Below are 18943 nucleotides of genomic sequence, written 5' to 3'. Positions count from 1 at the left end.
TACGCTTTATTTTGACTTAGTAAGCTCATATGGACGATACGGCCACTTACCTTCTTCCCGGAAGAATGTCCAGCAGGCTGCGGCCCTTGGTCGCAATGGCTTCGTGAAATTGATTGCTGATCACATTTTTGATAATTTCGCTCCGGTCACGTTCCCCACGCACGAGGGCTTTGGCAAATTCGATGGCCTGATCGGTGGTTATTTTGCCCGGCATGGGTGGCTCGTTCTGATCAACAATAGCATCAACGACAACCGGGCCGTCATAAGCCAACGCTTCCCGAATGATCGATTCGGCTAGTTTTGGATCGTCGATCGTAAAGCCCTTTGCTCCACAGGCATTGGCATAGGCTGCGAAATCAATCGGCTGTAAATCGACCGCGAATTCGGGATTACCTTCCATCACGATCTGCTCCCATTTGATCTGTCCAAATGAATTGTTGTGAAAAATGAACACTTTAATGGGCAGTTTGTATTTCACGGCCGTGGCCAGTTCGCCCATCAACATGGTAAAACCGCCATCGCCTACTAACGCCACAACTTGACGACCCGGATGCGAAACCGACGCAGCAATTGCGTAGGGTAATCCCGATGCCATCGTAGCCAAGAGTCCGGAGGTAGAGAATTTCATACTGCCCCGCACCTGAATATGGCGAGCGGCCCAGGTCGTGTTGTTGCCACAGTCGCAGGTAACAATAGCATCATCGTTCAGGAGTGGGCTGAGCGTATGGGGAATAACCTGCGGCTTCATTGGTATAGATTCCTGCGTCCCTCGTTCGGTCAGCAATTCGTTCCAGTAGGCCATGCGTTCCTGCGCTTTCTCCAGGAAACTACGATCTTTTTTGCGATGAATTAGTGGAAGTAATGCCTGCAAAACAGCTTTGCTATCACCCATCAAACCAACCTCAACAGGCGTTCGAAGGCCAATATGCGATGGATCGAGATCAATCTGAACGGTACGGGCCTGACCCGCTTTAGGGTAAAATTCGAGATAAGGAAACCGAGTACCAATCATAATCAACGTATCGCACTCCTGCATGGCATCTTGCGAAGGGGCCGTTCCCAACAAACCCAAGCCACCTGTGGTGTAAGGATCATCATCGGGAACCACTCCTTTTCCTAACAAGGCTTTAATAACTGGCCCACCTACTGCATCAGCCAGAGCAAGCACTTCTTCTCGGGCATTCAGGCAACCTCGTCCGGCAAAAATCGCCACTTTCTCTCCGGCATTAATCAGATCGGCAGCCCGCTGTAATTGCCGGACATCGGGCACTACTGTCTGGCTAACCTGCGTCGCGCTACTATGGTCGGGGACGTTGGTTGACGAACGGGTATCATCGCTCATTGTCCAATCCTGGTAATCTTTAGGAAACGAGATGTGCGTTACAGTACGCTGCCCTAATGAGGTACGAATAGCCTGATCCAACACATTAATCACATGATCTGGTCCCATTACCCGCTCATTGTAGACAGCTACATCGGTAAATACTTTAACCAGATCGACATCCTGCTGAAAGAACGTACCACTGATATCATGAGCGGTATGTCCCGTAATAGCTAGTACAGGTTGTGAATCATATTTGGCATCATACAGACCATTGAGCAGATGAATGCCTCCACAACCCGACGTGGCAATACAAACACCAAGCTTTCCCGTGAATTTAGCATAACCGCAAGCCATAAAGGCAGCCGCTTCCTCGTGCCGCACCTGAATGAGTTTAATCTTGTCCTGTCGTTTACGCAGCGATTCATAAATACCATTGATACCGTCGCCAGGCAGACTAAATACTGTATCGACACCCCATTCCAACAACCGTTCGACCAATAGGTCGGCTCCTGTCTTTGCCATACTACTTACTAAAAAAAAGAAAACGAACAGAACCAGTGTGCGTTTAACTACCGATCTGACATTCGTGTTTGGAAGCCGCCTGGAAGATTAAAGAATCTTAATGATAGGGCAACAAAAAAGCCTGGCTAATGAAGCCAGGCTGTAATAGTATACTTACTCCTTAACGATTACCGATGTTCTTTTTTCCGCTTGATCGATGTTCGGGCAGCTACTTCAGCCTGAAACTTAATCTTTAGCTGTCGGTCAAGATCTCTATCCCGCGGTACATAAATACTAGTTTTACCATCTGAGGATTTCAGCATCCAGTAAACAGTATCGGTAGTAGGGGGAATGGAGGTGTATGTCGGCTTACTCATAATATAGGAGATAAGGATGAGCCTGGCGTTCGTACAACACCTGGTCTACATAGACAACTCCTTTTAGTAACGAATAGTGTCATTTGACCAAATATGGTCTATCAAGCAAGCAGCCAAAGCTCGTCTATACAGCTTTTTTTACCTCAACTGCATTGAGTCCTTTGGGAGTCCTCGTCACGTCGAAGGTTACCTTATCGTTTTCGCTGACGGGATCTATCAAACCGTTCATGTGCACGAAAATACTTTCCTGGGTCTTTAAGTCCCGGATAAATCCGTACCCTTTTGATGTATTGAAGAAACTTACAATACCTTGTCTCACCGTGTCCTGTGGTGAGCCAGCTTCCTGTTTAGATACACCGATCTGAACATCCTCCTGATCGATCGTTCTTTTCTTTCTTGGGTCTGGTGGTGTCGAGGTTATATTCCCGTTTTCATCCACGTAGGCCATCATTTCATCCAGCCCCTGCCCTTTTTGAGCATTTGCTTTCCGTTCTCCGCGCTTTTCTTCTTTGTCTTTTCTCTTTTTTTGTCTTGCTTTTTCTTTTTCTTTTTTACTAAATGTCTCCATTCTTTATTGGTATTAAGTGAGATCAGCCTGCGTGCGTTCGTCAGGATGTATTTCCAGAGAGGTGGGCTACGACGACACACCGCCAATCCGTGCGGGTTATTACCCCACTACTTAATCAACCCTATATCAACCGAATAAGTTGTTTCTTTGAAATAATATTCACATCCGGCTATCAATGGGATTTACCATAGACTTTCTCTCCTGCAGCAACGGAGACCGATAACTCATTCTGTTTAGGTGGAATCGGGCAAGGATAACCCTCGTAATAGGCGCAGTAAGGATTGTAGGCTTTATTGAAATCGATTGTTAACTGACCATTTTGAACGTCGCCCGTCCGAAAGTCGATGTAACGTCCACCTCCATAGGTTTCCTTTCCCGACGTCGCATCTTTGAATGGCAGAAATAAATAATCACGATACTCAGGTATTCGAATAACATTCAAATTTCGATACAAGGTCAACTGCTGAGGTTTGCCATCGAGCACAAACGACAGGATTGCATAAGACACATGCGGTCTTGTCATTCCATTATAAGTAGGCATCTCAAACGGCTCTGCCTTGGGTGTCAATTGTACCGTAGCTGTTACACGGTACGTCGAATCGGGCGCATAAAACTGTACAAACGACAAATCCTCCTCCGATTTCAACGGACCACCAGCCGACTTCAGCAAATCCTTTTTGTAGGTCTCGCGGTGTTTGGCAAGCTGCTCCGCAAAGGGTGTTTGAGCGACTGTAGCCGTAGTGAATAGAACCGTAAACAGAAGTGGCAGGATTTTCATGTTATATAAATATATGCATTTTTGAGATTCCTCCTGCGTCGGAATGACAAACATAGAATGGCAAAAATGAGTCATGGCAATGGCGTAGTCAGAATAGCCAGGCAGGTTTTTATGCCCGTACGCAGATTTCCCAGCCGTAGATTTTCGTTTGGGCTATGCTGATTGTTATCCATATTGACTAATGGAACAATTACTGCCGGAACTTTCAGCGCCTGAATAAACGGAACAACTGGCACAGTTCCTCCCATAATCCGGATGATAACCGGATCTTTCCCGAACCCACTCATAACCGCTTTACGAAGCCAGCTTCCCATGGGCTCGTTGATGTTGGTTCGGAAGGCAGGCGTCCCGGCGTTTCCTTCAAAAAAAACGATTTGGGAATACTTCAGACGCTCCTCTGCTGTAGGGACATGATCCAACACGTTGAATCCCTGCTTTTCAATGTGTTTACGAACCAACTCAACCATCCGTTTACCATCCGTTTCTGGCACCAACCGAATATCGAAACTTGCCACGGCTTCTTCGGGAATAATGGTTCCTGACCCTTTTCCAACCACAGCGGCCTTCATACCCCGAATGTTGAGCGACGGATATTGAAGCGACTCCTGATAATTGGCTCCTACTTTTTCTTCGTCGGCAATCTGCAAGGTTTTGTTGATGGCTTGTTTGTTATCGGGTACAGCTGCCATAATTTTCTTAGTGGCTTCGTCAAACGTTATCCCATCGTAGAAACCCGGAATCAGTACCCTCCCCTGCTCATCTTTCATAGAAGTAATCAGTCGGGCCAGCCGAAATGCCGGGTTCGGTGAGTAGTTGCCAAAATGACCGCTATGCTGCTGCGTAATGGCTCCATAGGTTGTCATGGTGAAACCGGCATTACCCCGACAACCAAAGGTCAACGTGGGAATATTGGACGAGTGTATAGGGCCATCCATCACAATCATGTAATCGGCCTTCAACTTGTCTTTGTAGGAGTCCAGCGCGCTTTTTAACCCTGCTGAGCCTTTCTCTTCCTCCGTATCAATGATAATCTTGATGTTAAAGGGCGGAGTTTGTTTCTCGGTCTGCGCAATATCAAGCGCCTTCAGCATCATAATAATTGGCCCTTTGTCATCGGACGTTGATCGACCAAATAAACGCCACTCGTTGTTGACAGCTGTTTTTGGTATATCGCCACCTAATTCTTTATACTCCCCAGCGCTTGTTTTTTCTTTGAGTACAGTTATCCAAGGGTCTTTTTGGCTCCACTCGCTGGGCCGAACGGGTTGGCCATCCAGATGAAAATAGAACAAAACGGTCTGCGTTGCCTTCGGAATGGTTTTTTCAGCTAAAACCAGCGGCAAATGGGTGGTTTTAAGAACAGTCGTTTGAAAACCTCGTTTAGAAAATGCTTTTTCGGTCCAGGAAATGTTTTTGAGAATATCGTCGGCATTGACGGCGTCATTCGGGAGCGATACATAATCGCTGAGTTCGTCAATGGCGGGCCATAACTGCTTTTCGACCAATGCATCCATCTGGGTAACACTCAGTTTTTGAGCCGAAACGTGGTGCGCCATATATAGCATACTAAGCCAGCAAATCACCCGAATTAGTTGTACAAAACCTGCCTTTGTTCGTTGTCGGTCTTTTCCTGAAGTGTCTATTTGTCTGGCAGTCATGGTCGAAAGTGGGTCAATACTCGTCACGCCTAAATAAGGAAACCCAATCGACAATACCAACTAATCTACTTCGAATACCTATTTACACAATATAAAATAGTAGATTATCCACAAAAACACAAACGACAACGAATTACTATGTTCTCATCGTCTGGCCACCCGTTATGCATCATGGGGAATGTGGTTGATTCAACTGGCCGCGAGTCTGTCAAAACTATCCTTGTTCAGAATGGCAAAATCAGAGCCATTCAGGATGGCAAAGTGCCCTTTTCACTGCCCGATCTGATTCTGTTGGAATTGGCTGACGATGAGGTCGTTTTTCCGGGTCTGATCAACCTGCACGTCCATTCGGAATACAATATTTTCCCGCTCTGGCAGAGTCCGGCCGTGTGGAGCAACCGGTACCAGTGGCGCATTAATGACCAATACATTCAGGAGATCAAAAACTTTAAAGAATACATTGAAGCTCGCTGGGTAAGCGACTATATGGGGTTCGTAAAGCCTATTATTCAATCACTTACAACGAAAAAAGAAGAAGCGCTTACGGCTATTTCGATGGCATCGGCCATTAGCGAAGTGCAGAAAATGCACGGCGTCATCACTGAATTACAAGCCGTTGCAGGGGGTACTACGCTCATTCAGCAGACGATCAAATTAGAGAATAATGGAAGCCTGCCCAGCTTCATTGTCCGAAATACTGGCGACCCCGATGAACTTGGACTTCCGGACACTAAAAAAGTGTTTTCAGTCGTCGATTTTGTCAGACCAGGGCCAAATTTCGATCCACCCAGCAGCCCTCTGCATGCCAATGATGACACCTCAGCCTGGCCCATGATGCGTCATCCCAGCTTCGACGATTTTCTTGCGTCTGTCCAGAACGGCAACAATCGGTATTATGCCTCTATTGCACACATCGCCGAAGGGCGAGCGGGTTATCTACAACGTGGCAAACCCGACGGATTCAGTCGTCGGGAGTTTACGGAGTTTCGGAAGGCGCTTGCTCAACTCCCCAATCCTGAATTTCTGAAAACGGCGAACTTAACACTTACGCATGCCTGTGGACTAGATTATTCCGATCCGGCCACACTCGACTTCCTGCGCGACAATCATATCAGCATTGTCTGGTCGCCGGTATCTAACCTAATCCTGTACCGCGACACGATCCCCGTAAAAACGCTGCTGGATCACGGCATCAATGTTTGCCTGGGTTCCGACTGGGCACCTAGCGGTAGTAAACATGTTTGGGATGAACTGAAGTTTGCCCGGCATTTCTGCGATGCCGTATCTCTCAACATCAGTAATGCCCAACTTCTGGCGATGGTTACCCAAAATCCGGCAACTGCATTAGGAAATGTAAAAGCGGGCGCTATCGAAACGGGTTACAACGCCGATTTCTTTATTTTACGAAAACAATCGTCCCGGCAGTCAGCTTTAACGGCTTTACAGATGCAAGATGACAGTTCAGTACGTTGTACGATTGTGAATGGCCGGGTGCTCTACGGTGACGAAGACTTATTTATCAACACTTTATCCGTCGATTATCAACGTATCCCACCCTCTGAAGGGAGAGCTTCCGAGAAAAAAGTGGTGAGTATCAATTCATCCCTACACTTTGACTTACAGAAATCCCTGACTCAAGTTGATGCGCTAATGGATCGCTACGCTAGTGAGGTATTACGCCTACCGCAACTCCGTCGAACTCGCCTGCTTTCATCCGACGATCATCTTTACTTAACCCGCATCAATCTGGTAAAGACGTATTTGGCGGAGTTATTGAAGTGAAAAACTTAGCACTGTAGTCTTATTATCTAATGTAATCCAGTCTCGCCCTTACTTATGGACTTCCCGCAAACTATCAGCATAAGCCTTTGAGCGCGCTTTAGCTAGCAACTCGTATCCCTGATCAATCAACTCCTGATAAGTAAAACCTTCATTTTTGATACCATGCTTTGCATTTTCGGCAACTGCCTGGCTGCAAAGTTCGTGGTTTAAGGAATCGTTTTTCGGCGTTGATCCCACCCGAATGTCGTACCACATGGTTGTACTCGTATATTTTTTGTCCAGCGGCTGCTGACCACACGCAAACAAGCTCAAGACAAGCGAAGGCATTACCAGTAATTGGACAAGTTTTTTCATGATTGCGAATCAGAGTATATATCGTCAATTCCACACACCTATAATAAAGTATGAGTTGACAAGAGTCAATTTTCCATACTCAGAGACCGGATAACGCCAGGGCATAGTTCAAACTACACTCAACGAACTAGAAAACACAACTCCCGATCATGTCAAGCACAACCGGGAGTTATAAATTCTCAAGTATCAATCCAGCCTATGATCCACACATCTCGCAACCTTCTGGATCATCGAGTGAGCAGGTCATGGCGGCATATTGTTGTTCAAGATCCGTTACCATCGGCACAGGCTGTGGCGTTGTGTTTTGGGCATGCTCCTTGGCGTACTGTACGTAATCGAGGGGTTTCTCGACGGTTACGGCTTCGGTCATGACCGCTTCCAGTTGAGGCTCGGCTTGTGGCTGAACAACAGTGAACTTCACGGCATCAGCGGCAGCTTTCGTACGGAGGTAGTACATGCCTGTTTTCAGGCCCGCTTTCCACGCATAGAAGTGCATGGAAGTCAGTTTGCCGAAGTTTGAGTCCTGAATATGGATGTTCAGCGACTGCGACTGGCAAATGTACGCGCCCCGGTCGGCGGCCATATCGATGATGTGCTTCTGCTTAATCTCCCAAACCGTTTTGTAGAGGTCTTTGATGTTTTGCGGAATGTTCGGAATCGCCTGTACTGAGCCGTTAGCCAGAATCAGGTTGTTCTTCATAGCGTCATTCCACAGACCCAGTTTCACCAGATCTTTCAGCAGGTGCTTGTTCACGACAACGAACTCGCCCGACAATACGCGACGGGTGTATATGTTGCTTGTGTACGGTTCAAAGCACTCATTGTTGCCCAGAATCTGCGAGGTTGATGCAGTTGGCATCGGAGCCAGCAACAGCGAGTTGCGCACGCCATGTTCAACAACTTCCTTCCGCAGGCTTTCCCAATCCCAACGACCCGATTTTGGTTTTACTCCCCACATATCGAACTGGAACTTACCTTCCGAAATCGGCGAGCCTTTCCAGGTTTCGTATGGGCCGTATTCTTTGGCCTGCTCCATCGAGGAAGTCATCGCGCCAAAGTAAATCGTCTCGAAAATATCTTCGTTCAACCGACGCGCTTCCTCCGATTCAAACGGCATTCGCAGCATGATGAACGCATCGGCCAGCCCCTGCACACCTAAGCCAATTGGCCGGTGACGCATGTTACTCCGACGGGCTTCTTCAACTGGGTAATAGTTGATGTCGATGATCTTGTTCAGGTTGCGGGTGGCCGTTTTGGTCACTTCGTACAACTTCTGGTGATCGAAACGCATGATACCATCCTTGCCGCGCGTAATGAACTTCGGTAGGGCAAGAGACGCCAGATTACAAACTGCTATTTCGTCGGGAGCGGTGTACTCAATGATCTCCGTGCAAAGGTTCGACGACTTGATCGTGCCCAGATTCTTCTGGTTCGATTTCTTATTAGCTGCATCCTTATACAGCATATAAGGCGTACCGGTTTCAGTTTGAGATTCCAGAATTTTGAACCACAATTCCTGCGCTTTTATCGTCTTACGGGCACGGCCTTCACGTTCGTAGCGCTCGTACAAGGCTTCAAATTCGTCACCATAGCAATCGGCCAGACCGGGACACTCGTGCGGGCAGAACAACGACCAAACGTCGTCGGCTTCTACACGCTTCATGAACAGATCAGGTGTCCAGAGGGCGTAGAACAAATCGCGGGCACGGCCTTCTTCTTTACCAGAGTTCTTTTTCAGGTCCAGGAAGTCAAATACATCGGCATGCCAGGGTTCCAGATAGATCGCAAACGAACCTTTACGCTTACCACCACCCTGATCTACATAACGAGCTGTATCGTTAAATACGCGCAGCATCGGTACAATCCCGTTGCTGGTTCCGTTGGTACCTTTAATATAGGTGCCCGTTGCGCGAACATTGTGAATGCTTAAGCCAATACCGCCCGCCGATTGCGAAATCTTGGCGGTTTGTTTCAGCGTATCGTAAATCCCGTCGATGGAGTCGTCCTTCATCGTCAGCAGGAAGCAACTCGACATTTGTGGTTTTGGCGTTCCGGCGTTGAAGAGCGTCGGTGTCGCATGGGTAAACCACTTTTCAGAAAGTAGATTATAGGTCTCGATAGCCGCGTCTACATCTTCCATATGAATCCCAACTGCTACGCGCATCAGCATGTGTTGCGGGCGTTCGGCAATTCGGCCATCGAGTTTCAGCAAATATGATTTTTCAAGGGTTTTATAGCCAAAGTAATCATAGCCATAATCCCGGTCATAAATGATCGTTGAGTCCAGCAAAGCAGCATGCTGGCGTACTACTTCATAAACCTCCCGTGAGATCAGGGATGCATTTTCGCCGGTTTTCGGATCTTCGTACTGATATAATTTCTTGATGGTTCCGGAGAACGATTTATTCGTCTCCTTATGTAGGTTCGAGATAGCAATCCGAGCAGCCAGAATGGCGTAATCGGGGTGCTTGGTCGTCATGGAAGCAGCTGTTTCGGCGGCCAGATTGTCGAGTTCGGTGGTTTTTACACCATCGTACAGACCGCTCACAACTTTTACAGCTACTTCAACAGGCTGAACATAGGCAGGGTCAAGGCCATAGCACAGTTTCTCGATGCGAGCAGTGATTTTGTCGAACTTGACGGACTCCCGGCGACCGTCGCGTTTGATAACGTACATACGTATTTCGGCTAGTTAAGTATGGAAAAATGTTGATTGTAGAATGGACATGTTACGGTTACGATTAAGTGTATGATGGTTAATTATAGAGGTAATTTATTTTCATCTGTTCAGACGGCAAGACAATAAGTAACCAAACAAACCAGACTTCAGTCGTTATTCTGAAATCTAGCGAGATGGAATTCTAAAGTTCTTTTGAAAAAGACGGAAAAGCAACCCGGAAGGTTCGGGTGTTTTAGCAAATCCTTGAAACGTTCAACTCTGCTGGCAGGTTAAGAAATTGTTAAGCCGTCAGCGTTAGTGACTTAACAATACCCCACCGGAGAGGTATTCTAAGAAATTAAAAAAGCGATTTTATAGATTGGAACGTGGGCCAAACTACGGCAGCACCATTCCATGAAGGAAGCGTATTGCTTCGGAAATGTATGAAGAAAGACGAACCAGAACAAGTGTTTATTACCTCATTATTAGGCAACGGTTCTACTTTAATCGGTTCGTTAGTAAGGTCCAAAAGAACCCATAAAAAGGCTTGGCAATCCTGATAAAACGCCGTACCTTTGCAGTCCTTTTCGGTCGGAAACCGAGAAGATGACAAGAAACTAGAATAATCATGAAAAAGGGCATTCACCCGGATTACCGCGAAGTGGTATTCCACGACCTGTCGAGCGACTATAAATTTCTGACGCGCTCAACAGTTCAAACCAGAGACACCGTCGAGTTCGAAGGCAAAACCTATCCGCTCGTTAAGATTGAGGTTAGCTCGCAGTCGCACCCCTTCTATACGGGCAAAAACGTGCTGCTCGATACAGCTGGCCGTGTGGACAAGTTCCGCAAACGGTACGGTACCAAGTAAGGTATTTCCAGTCGATACAAAACTCCCCTGTTGCGGCAATCGTAGCAGGGGAGTTTTTTTTGCAGTAGATTTCAACTGTTTTTACGTTAGTGCCTTGCTCAATACGCTGTACTAAGTGTTTCTATGGATTCGTTCGATTCTAGTATACAACTTACTAGAATCGAACGAATCCCAAATGCAATTCGACTCAACCCGCACAGCATGAAAAAAATCCTGATTATAGAAGACGACCGACGAATTGCTCAGAATATTAGCCGGGGCCTTCAGGAAGAAGGTTATGCGACTGAGGTTGTGTACGAGGGATTTAATGGCCGCCAAATGGCTCTACAATCTAGTGTCGACCTGCTGATTTTAGACATCAATTTGCCTGGTTTAAGTGGATTTGAGGTATGCCGAAGCGTTCGGATGGAGAAGCCGCAGCTGCCGATCATTATGCTGACAGCGCTGGGTGAAATCGAAGATAAAGTAGAAGGATTAGGGCTGGGTGCCGACGATTATCTGGTGAAACCTTTTGATTTTCGTGAGCTGGTAGCGCGGGTAGCTACCTGCTTTCGACGGTCGGCATTTATCAATGACGCTATTGCCGAGGATATCTGCCAGGTGGCCAACCTGACCGTTAATCTAACCCTTAAAGAGGTTCGACGAGACAGCACGCTTATTGATCTGACTGCTCGTGAATTTGCTTTGCTGGAATACCTTATCCGAAACAAAGGACGGGTACTCTCGAAATTGGATATTGCCGAAACTGTCTGGAACCTTAACTTCGATCCAGGTACAAATGTCGTGGAGGTATACGTTAACTACCTGCGTAAAAAAATCGACCGTGACTTTGAACCTAAATTAATTCATACCCGGCCCGGCATGGGTTATGTATTGAAAGAGGAGTAGTTGCGTGGAGCAGGGAAAAGGCTATTGACCATTTTACTCCCTGCCCCGCGCTCCCCGCTCCTTGCCCAACCCCCACGCTAATGACCATTCGCAATCGTATCGCCCTTCAGTTTTCGCTCATTGTAGCTTCTATTCTGGTCGTGTTTTCGGTACTGATTTATATCGTGTCGGCTACGTATCGACGGGAGGAATTTTATGATCGGCTTAAAAATAAAGCCCGTACTACTGTTCGCTTTTTGATCGAAGTAAAAGAAGTAGATCGAGAGTTGCTCAAGATCATCGATCGCAACACACTTACTGCGCTCATTGATGAAAAAGTACTGATTTTCGATGCCAAGAACCGCCTGATTTATTCGAGTGTTGATGACCAGGTTATTTATTTCCGGCCAACCTTACTGGATGAGGTTCGGCAACGAAAAGAGATTGAAACCTTCAGCGGGCATAATGAACTGGTTGGATTGCTTTACAAACAGAACGGTCGCGATTTGGTCGTACTGGCTTCTGCCTATGATCAGTTTGGGAAAAGTAAGCTAGAAAACCTGCAACTTACGCTAGGCTGGGGGTTATTGGCTGGCATCGGCCTCACCATCGGCCTGGGTATCTTCTTTGCTGGTCAGTCGCTACGGCCCATCAGTCAAATTAATCAGCAGGTATCAACCATTACAGCCCGTAATCTTCAGCAACGACTGGACGAAGGCAATCGGCAGGATGAGATTGCCCGACTGGCAATGAATTTCAATGATGTTATGCATCGATTACATCAGGCATTTGAGCAACAGCGAAGTTTTGTATCGCATGCTTCGCATGAACTTCGAACACCTTTAGCTGCATTGAAATCAGAAATTCAACTGGGTTTACGTCGGTCGCTGACGGTACCTGAGTACAAAGAAATATTAACCAACCTGCTATCGGACACCGACCGACTCATCGGCTTAACCAATAGTTTATTGCTGCTGGCCCGAACCCTGGAAACGAGCAATCAGGTCTCTTTTCGGACCATCCGTGTCGATGATGTGGTTTTTCTGGCCAAAGATGAGTTGGTAAGTGCCAAGCCCAGATATCGAATAGCTGTTGATTACAGCAATATGCCAGAAACCGAAACCGAAACGCTCGTTAAAGCAAATGAAGAGTTGCTGAAACAGGTACTTCTCAACTTGTTCGATAACGCCTGTAAATATTCCCCTGATCACACAGCTCAAGTACGTATTGGTACCGATAGTCGCTATTGTCGGATTGCGATTCAGGATAAAGGAATTGGGATTTCGGCACACGACCAGGCCCATATTTTTGAGCCGTTTTATCGGGCCACAAATGCCCTGAATTATCAGGGTTTCGGCATTGGATTATCTATTTGTGCGAAACTGATTGAACTCCATCATGGAACGATGGTTGTTGAGAGTCAATTAGGAGAGGGAAGCACATTTACGATTTCACTTCCTCATATATGATTGTTAAAACCAACAGAATTTAATTTACAAACCTATGAATCAATTGTTCTGCCTGCTGACAGTAAGCTTATTAGCCACTTTCAGCAGCTTTGCCCAGTGGCAACTGCAAACCGTTGGCACCGATGCCAGTTTCCGGGCAGTAAGCGTTGCTAGCCCTGATGTTGCCTGGATTGGTGGAACAAAAGGTACATTTGTCCGAACGGCCGATGGTGGAAAAACCTGGCAAACAGGCACAATCCCTGATGCGCAAACCTGCGATTTTCGTGATGTACATGCCGTTGATGCTCAGACTGCTTACTTTATGAGTGCTGGTCCTGCCGAAAAAGGTCAGGCTCGCATGTATAAAACCAGCGACGCCGGTCATACATGGACGCTACTGTATCAAACTCAACAGCAGGGGGTATTCTTCGACGGAATCGATTTTTGGGATAATCAACATGGGATTATATTTAGCGATCCCATTGATAATAAATGGTTTATCCTGACTACCGACGATGGTGGAAAAACCTGGCAGCCCGTTTCTCCCGGTACCTTACCCCTTATGGAACCCAATGAAGCGGCTTTTGCAGCCAGCGGCACCAGCCTGGTTGTACATGGGAAGCGGAACGTCTGGATTGCATCGGGTGGTGGACGCTATGGGCGAGTATTCCGTTCCGGCGATCGTGGGAAGACCTGGAATGTAACGAACACCCCTTTGCCTGCCGGCGAAGCAACTGGTCTGTTCGGAATGCATTTTTTCAGCGATAAAATTGGAATGGTTGTAGGAGGCAATTACAAGCAGGAGCAACAGCCTGGCCCAAATGCTGCCATTACCCGCGACGGTGGTCAAACCTGGCAGCTTGTTGCCCAAACCAATCCGCCTGGCCTCAAAGAAGCCGTTGCGCTACTCCCTGGTGATCGGTTACTGACTGTTGGTCCATCAGGCACGAGCTTATCTGCCGATCAGGGGCAAACCTGGCAACAACTCGATACAGAAGGCTTTCATTCAATGGGTTGTGCAAAAGGCACTTGCTATGCCGTGGGTACGAAAGGAAAGGTTGCCGTGCAACAATTTAAGTAAAGTCTAAAAACTTTACCAACCTCGCCAAAATAGCAGCCTAATTCCGTTCGTTATTCAGCCGTGTTGAACGATTAACCCGATTCGGTTATGCCTGTGAGAGCGGCTTTATCTTTATCTATTCTGTCATTATCGGTAGCCTTCGTTAACCCGCTATCAGCCCAGATTCCCAGTAGTCCCGGCACGTTTATTTGTAGTTACACAGGTGGTAATGTTTCCCCTGATGTCATTTGTACGCCAACAACGTCATCCAACGTCCATGCTGAACGCGTTGTCGATCGGATTCTAAAGCCTATTGGCTTATTACGTAATTTCAAAGTCATCGAGTGCTCCAACACCGACAACTGCTTTGCAACCGTCCTGAAAGGCCAGCGATTTATTGTTTATGATGGTGCCTTCATGGCGCAAATCGAGGAAGAGACTGAGACCGACTGGTCGGCCATCAGCATCATGGCGCACGAAATTGGCCACCATTTACAGGGACATACAATTGACGGACGGGGAGGTCAGCCGATAAAGGAAATTGAAGCCGACAAGTTTTCGGGCTTTGTATTACACCAGTTAGGCGCATCGCTGGAAGAAGCTACCGTGGCGGTAAAAGCGCTTGGAAATGAACATGCAACCTCAACGCACCCTGCCAAACCGGCTCGTATTGAGGCTATTCAGAAAGGTTGGCTGGAAGCCGAAGCCATGTACCCTAAAAGTCGTACGGCGGTAAAAACACCAACCGCTATGGCTCCGAAGCCCATGACGACCAACACTAATTTGGCCACCACCTCCCGACCAGTTGTTGCTCCCCAAGCTCCTGTTCAGCGGTCCAGTACACGGGCGACAGTTGGCTGCGTGTCAGGCGACTGTCAGGATGGAACGGGCGTATTCGTTTATCCAACTCGTGAGCGATATGCCGGGGAATTTGAAGAAGGCGACAAGCATGGCGAAGGCACTGAATATTACGCCGATGGCAAAATAAAATATAAGGGTAATTTTCGGGATAATCTGCGTTCTGACTATGGTGTGTATTACTATCGCAATGGCGATAAATACGCAGGCTGGTTTCAGAATAACGTCCCAAATGGCAAAGGAACCTACTATTTTGCGGATGGCGATAAAATAGCCGCTACATTTAGAAATGGCCAACCAGTGCAGTAAAAAAGGCAGAATGAGCAATTGCTCATTCTGCCTTTTTTGCTTTTCAGCTAAAGCTTTATTTCAATCGGCCTTGAATAAGCGTGACGAGTTGGTCGAATCGTTGATTCATTTCGAATCGCAAATCATCAACCTTACCATCAACTTTGGAAATCTCCTGCCGAATATTTTCATCGACCCTGGAAATATTATTATCAACTCGGGATATCTCCTGCCGAATATTCTCGTCTACCCTAGAAATTTTATCGTCAACTCGGGAGATCTCCTCCCGAATGTTCTCGTCTATCCTGGAAATTTTATCGTCAACTCGAGATATCTCTTGCCGAATGCTTTCGTCAACTCTGGAGATTTTATCGTCAACTCGGGATAGCTCTTGCCGAATGTTCTCGTCTACCCTGGAGATTTTATTATCAACTTTAGAGATTTCCTGACGAATATTCTCATCAACTCGTGAAATTTTATCGTCAACTTGAGAAATCTCTTGGCGGATGTTGGCAAATCCCTCCTGAACATCAATAGTCAGTTCAGCCAAACCTGTGGCAATCACATTGACTTTTTTCTCAATGCCAGGTATTTTAGATACCTCGTTAATAATCTGGCCGTTTCCTTCAATCAGGCGATCAACCTTCTGAAGTACATCAGCTACTATTGGCTCTAATTGGTTAAGGCGCTTGTCCGGTGTCATACGGGCAAATGTAATCAACAATTGAATTAAAATACACAAAACTAGCTGTTCCTTTTCTGCACGTAGAAAAGGAACAGCTAGTTTAAAACGCCAGAATTGTCTTCTCAATCACGTCGCAGGCTTCGTGCATTTGCTCTTCATTGATCACTAGTGGTGGAGCAAAGCGGATTTTATCGCCGTGAGTTGGCTTTGTTAGTAAGCCATTATCTTTTAGTTTCAGGCAAATTTCCCAGGCTGTTTCATCGCCTAGGTCAGGGCGCTCCGTAATGACAATGGCGTTGAGCAATCCTTTACCCCGCACTGATTTTACGAGATCTGTTTCCTGAATTAATGCCGTCATCCGCGCACGGAAAATTTCGCCCATGGCAGCCGCGTTTTCGGTCAACTTCTCATCATCGACTACCTGAAGTGCCTCCATTGTCACGGCACAGGCTAACGGATTTCCTCCATACGTTGAACCATGTTCACCAGGCTTAATAGTCAACATTACTTCATCGGACGTCAGCACTGCCGATACGGGCATCGTTCCCCCTGAGAGCGCTTTGCCTAATACGAGCAAGTCCGGTTTGACACCTTCATGATCGCAGGCAATGCGCTTGCCTGTACGTCCGATTCCTGTCTGTACTTCGTCGGCAATGAACAAGATGTTGTATTTCGTGCATAAATCACGCACACCCCGCAGGTAGCCTTCATGTGGCACTACTACGCCCGCTTCGCCCTGGATTGGTTCAACCATAAAACCGGCAATATTCGGATCGCTTTTGAACGTATCTTCCAGTGCATTGAGGTCGTCATAGGGAATAACAATATAACCCGGCAGTAAAGGCCCGAAATCATTGGTGCTGCTTGAGTCTGTTGACGACGAAATAGCCGCCAGCGTCCGGCCCCAGAAGTTTCCGGCGGCAAACACCACTTTAGCCTGATTTTGCGGAATCCCTTTAACTTTATACGCCCATTTTCGAGTCAACTTCAATGCTGTTTCACCCCCTTCGGCACCCGAGTTCATAAGTAAGGCTTTGTCGAAACCGAAGTATTCGCAGAGGAATTTTTCGCAGAGGCCAGTTTTGTCATTATAGAAAGCTCGTGACGTCAAGGTTAACCGTTGGGCTTGCTGGATCATCGCATTAATAATACGCGGATGGCAATGGCCTTGACTTACAGCACTATAAGCCGATAGGAAGTCAAAATATCGTTTATTATCTACATCCCAAACGAAGACGCCTTCGCCCCGGGTTAATACCGCCGGAATGGGATGATAATTGTGGGCACCGTAATGCCATTCCAACTCCATTGCCTTATCAGCAGCGGAGATAGACTTTGTTGGTTCGATTATCATAATAAAAGCGGTTAAAATCTGCAACCAATCAGCCAGGCCGACCGTTTGTTTCCAAAAATACAGTTTCTTCGACAGACGCCCAAAACCATGCAATCTCAACCGCCAAGGAAAAAAATCCCCGGGTTAGCGGATGATGACTATTACTATACGCCCGAAGGATATGTAGTTTTTACTGCTAAATATCATCTTAAACGGGGGCATTGTTGTCAGAATGGATGCCGTCATTGTCCCTATGGATTCAAAAAAAAGTAGGAACGACTTGCAGATTATGAATTATTTAGCGAATTTTGCGCCCTCATACGGAAAACGAGTACGGTAATGGCCAGAGTTTGTCAAATCACAGGAAAGCGCACACGCACGGGGAACAACGTTTCTCACGCTAATAATAAAACCAAACGTAAATTCTTCCCGAACCTGCAAAAGAAGCGGTTCTTCGTTGAATCAACCGGCGAATGGATTACGTTGAAAGTGGCTACATCGGCCATTAAAACCATCAACAAAAACGGTCTGGAAGCTACGCTTCAGAAGGCTTACGAGCGCGGTACGCTGACGCTGTAATTTTTCGTTAGATAGTTCATCAAGCCTCTTCCGGTAAGGAGGAGGCTTTTTGTGTTTGATTATAGTTAGTAAGTAATAAGTCAGTAAATGGCTGACGCATTGACCAATACTTACTAACGTACCAACTTAGTAACTTATCACACGTGAAACTAAATTTTGAAGACCTCATTGTTTTCGAAAATGAGGATTATATCCTGATCAATAAGCCGCCCCATGTTGCATCACTTGATGAGCGTACGCCCGACCGAACTGGACAAAGCATTATACGCATGGCTAAAGCGTATAATGCTGATGCTCAGCTTGGCCATCGCTTAGATAAAGAAACATCGGGTATTTTAGCGATTGCCAAAAATCCAGACGCTTACCGGCATCTGGCTATGCAATTTGAGCACCGCGAAGTCACAAAGCGGTATCATGCTGTAACGAATGGCGTACATAACTTCGAGGGTATTTCAGTATATCTGCCTATTTCACCGATTAAAGACGGCACAGCTGTTCGAATTGATCGTGAAAAGGGAAAAGTTGCCGAAACGATTTTCAATACGCTAGAAGCTTATCGAACAACGACATTAGTGGAGTGTATGCCCGTCACGGGGCGAATGCACCAGATTCGCGTGCATTTAATGTGCCTGAAAGCGCCCATCGTCAATGATGCGACTTATGGCGGGAAGCCCGTCTATCTATCAGAAGTGAAGCGTAAATTCAATTTAAAGGAAGGTACTGAAGAACTTCCTCTAATTCAGCGCGTTGCCCTTCATGCTTATTCGCTGACGTTTACGTTGCTGGATGGTGAGGAACAAACATTCGTAGCCCCCTACCCCAAAGACTTTGGCGTTCTGGTAAAGCAGTTAGAGAAGTTTGCCTGAAAAGTATAAATGGAGCGCAGATGACGCTCATTTAGCAGATTTTCGCGGATAGAATCAGTGTTAATCTACTAAATCAGCGTCATCTGA

18 protein-coding genes are annotated in these 18943 nt (G+C 46.7%); 9 read left to right on the top strand and 9 right to left on the bottom strand.

What is annotated here, in order from left to right; genetic code table 11:
• Positions 1–46: 46 nt before the first annotated feature.
• From GO755_RS24165 to GO755_RS24145, 5 genes are all read right to left on the bottom strand, one after another.
• Positions 47–1846: a thiamine pyrophosphate-dependent enzyme gene (locus GO755_RS24165; RefSeq protein WP_157587866.1), complete on the bottom strand. Its 1800-nt coding sequence runs from the start codon at positions 1844–1846 to the stop codon at positions 47–49.
• 167 nt (positions 1847–2013) lie between these two features.
• Positions 2014–2202 carry a hypothetical protein gene (locus tag GO755_RS24160; protein ID WP_157587865.1) on the bottom strand — a complete coding sequence of 63 codons (189 nt, stop codon included), beginning with the start codon at positions 2200–2202 and terminating at the stop codon, positions 2014–2016.
• A gap of 124 nt (positions 2203–2326) precedes the next feature.
• Complete coding sequence (locus tag GO755_RS24155) at positions 2327–2770, bottom strand: cold-shock protein (RefSeq protein ID WP_157587864.1); 444 nt, start codon at positions 2768–2770, stop codon at positions 2327–2329.
• 172 nt (positions 2771–2942) lie between these two features.
• Entirely contained in the window at positions 2943–3548 is a 606-nt protein-coding gene (locus GO755_RS24150; RefSeq protein WP_157587863.1) for a DUF1684 domain-containing protein, read from the bottom strand.
• A gap of 71 nt (positions 3549–3619) precedes the next feature.
• The gene (locus tag GO755_RS24145) at positions 3620–5206 is read right to left on the bottom strand and encodes a M20/M25/M40 family metallo-hydrolase (protein ID WP_227687061.1); all 1587 of its coding nucleotides are present in this window, start codon (positions 5204–5206) and stop codon (positions 3620–3622) included.
• 138 nt (positions 5207–5344) lie between these two features.
• On the opposite strand from GO755_RS24145, the gene GO755_RS24140 reads away from it, so the two are divergent.
• On the top strand, positions 5345–6988 hold the full coding sequence (locus GO755_RS24140; RefSeq protein WP_157587862.1) for an amidohydrolase family protein: 1644 nt from the start codon (positions 5345–5347) through the stop codon (positions 6986–6988).
• A 48-nt stretch (positions 6989–7036) separates the two neighbouring features.
• Here the strand turns inward: GO755_RS24140 and GO755_RS24135 are convergent, their stop codons facing one another.
• The gene (locus GO755_RS24135; RefSeq protein WP_157587861.1) at positions 7037–7342 is read right to left on the bottom strand and encodes a hypothetical protein; all 306 of its coding nucleotides are present in this window, start codon (positions 7340–7342) and stop codon (positions 7037–7039) included.
• A 196-nt stretch (positions 7343–7538) separates the two neighbouring features.
• A complete protein-coding gene (locus GO755_RS24130) occupies positions 7539–10019 on the bottom strand; it encodes a ribonucleoside-diphosphate reductase subunit alpha (protein ID WP_157587860.1) in 2481 nt (826 codons plus the stop codon).
• 610 nt (positions 10020–10629) lie between these two features.
• Between GO755_RS24130 and GO755_RS24125 the strand changes: the two genes are divergently transcribed.
• The 5 genes from GO755_RS24125 to GO755_RS24105 all read left to right on the top strand — a co-directional run bounded on the left by GO755_RS24125 (position 10630) and on the right by GO755_RS24105 (position 15414).
• Positions 10630–10872 (top strand): type B 50S ribosomal protein L31, encoded by a 243-nt coding sequence (locus GO755_RS24125; protein ID WP_157587859.1) that lies wholly within the window; start codon positions 10630–10632, stop codon positions 10870–10872.
• 201 nt (positions 10873–11073) lie between these two features.
• Positions 11074–11760, top strand: a complete 687-nt coding sequence (locus GO755_RS24120; protein WP_157587858.1) for a response regulator — start codon at positions 11074–11076, stop codon at positions 11758–11760.
• Positions 11761–11840: 80 nt separating this feature from the next.
• The gene (locus tag GO755_RS24115; RefSeq protein WP_157587857.1) at positions 11841–13208 is read left to right on the top strand and encodes a sensor histidine kinase; all 1368 of its coding nucleotides are present in this window, start codon (positions 11841–11843) and stop codon (positions 13206–13208) included.
• A 34-nt stretch (positions 13209–13242) separates the two neighbouring features.
• Positions 13243–14268 (top strand): WD40/YVTN/BNR-like repeat-containing protein, encoded by a 1026-nt coding sequence (locus GO755_RS24110; protein WP_157587856.1) that lies wholly within the window; start codon positions 13243–13245, stop codon positions 14266–14268.
• A gap of 87 nt (positions 14269–14355) precedes the next feature.
• Positions 14356–15414, top strand: coding sequence for a M48 family metalloprotease (locus GO755_RS24105; RefSeq protein ID WP_157587855.1), 1059 nt, complete (start codon positions 14356–14358; stop codon positions 15412–15414).
• Between the two features lie 55 nt (positions 15415–15469).
• Here the strand turns inward: GO755_RS24105 and GO755_RS24100 are convergent, their stop codons facing one another.
• Positions 15470–16204: a hypothetical protein gene (locus GO755_RS24100; protein ID WP_157587854.1), complete on the bottom strand. Its 735-nt coding sequence runs from the start codon at positions 16202–16204 to the stop codon at positions 15470–15472.
• The gene (gene rocD / locus GO755_RS24095) at positions 16179–17432 is read right to left on the bottom strand and encodes an ornithine--oxo-acid transaminase (RefSeq protein WP_157587853.1); all 1254 of its coding nucleotides are present in this window, start codon (positions 17430–17432) and stop codon (positions 16179–16181) included. The genes GO755_RS24100 and rocD overlap by 26 nt, the downstream gene beginning before the upstream one ends.
• A gap of 87 nt (positions 17433–17519) precedes the next feature.
• On the opposite strand from rocD, the gene GO755_RS40980 reads away from it, so the two are divergent.
• From GO755_RS40980 to GO755_RS24085, 3 genes are all read left to right on the top strand, one after another.
• Positions 17520–17684, top strand: coding sequence for a DUF5522 domain-containing protein (locus GO755_RS40980; RefSeq protein WP_198174911.1), 165 nt, complete (start codon positions 17520–17522; stop codon positions 17682–17684).
• A gap of 66 nt (positions 17685–17750) precedes the next feature.
• Positions 17751–17990, top strand: a complete 240-nt coding sequence (gene rpmB / locus GO755_RS24090; RefSeq protein WP_157587852.1) for a 50S ribosomal protein L28 — start codon at positions 17751–17753, stop codon at positions 17988–17990.
• 143 nt (positions 17991–18133) lie between these two features.
• Entirely contained in the window at positions 18134–18856 is a 723-nt protein-coding gene (locus GO755_RS24085; protein WP_317165950.1) for an RluA family pseudouridine synthase, read from the top strand.
• Positions 18857–18943 lie beyond the last annotated feature (87 nt).

Source organism: Spirosoma arboris (assembly GCF_009754945.1).
Lineage (GTDB): Bacteria > Bacteroidota > Bacteroidia > Cytophagales > Spirosomataceae > Spirosoma > Spirosoma arboris.
This window is presented reverse-complemented; position numbering and strand designations above follow the sequence as displayed.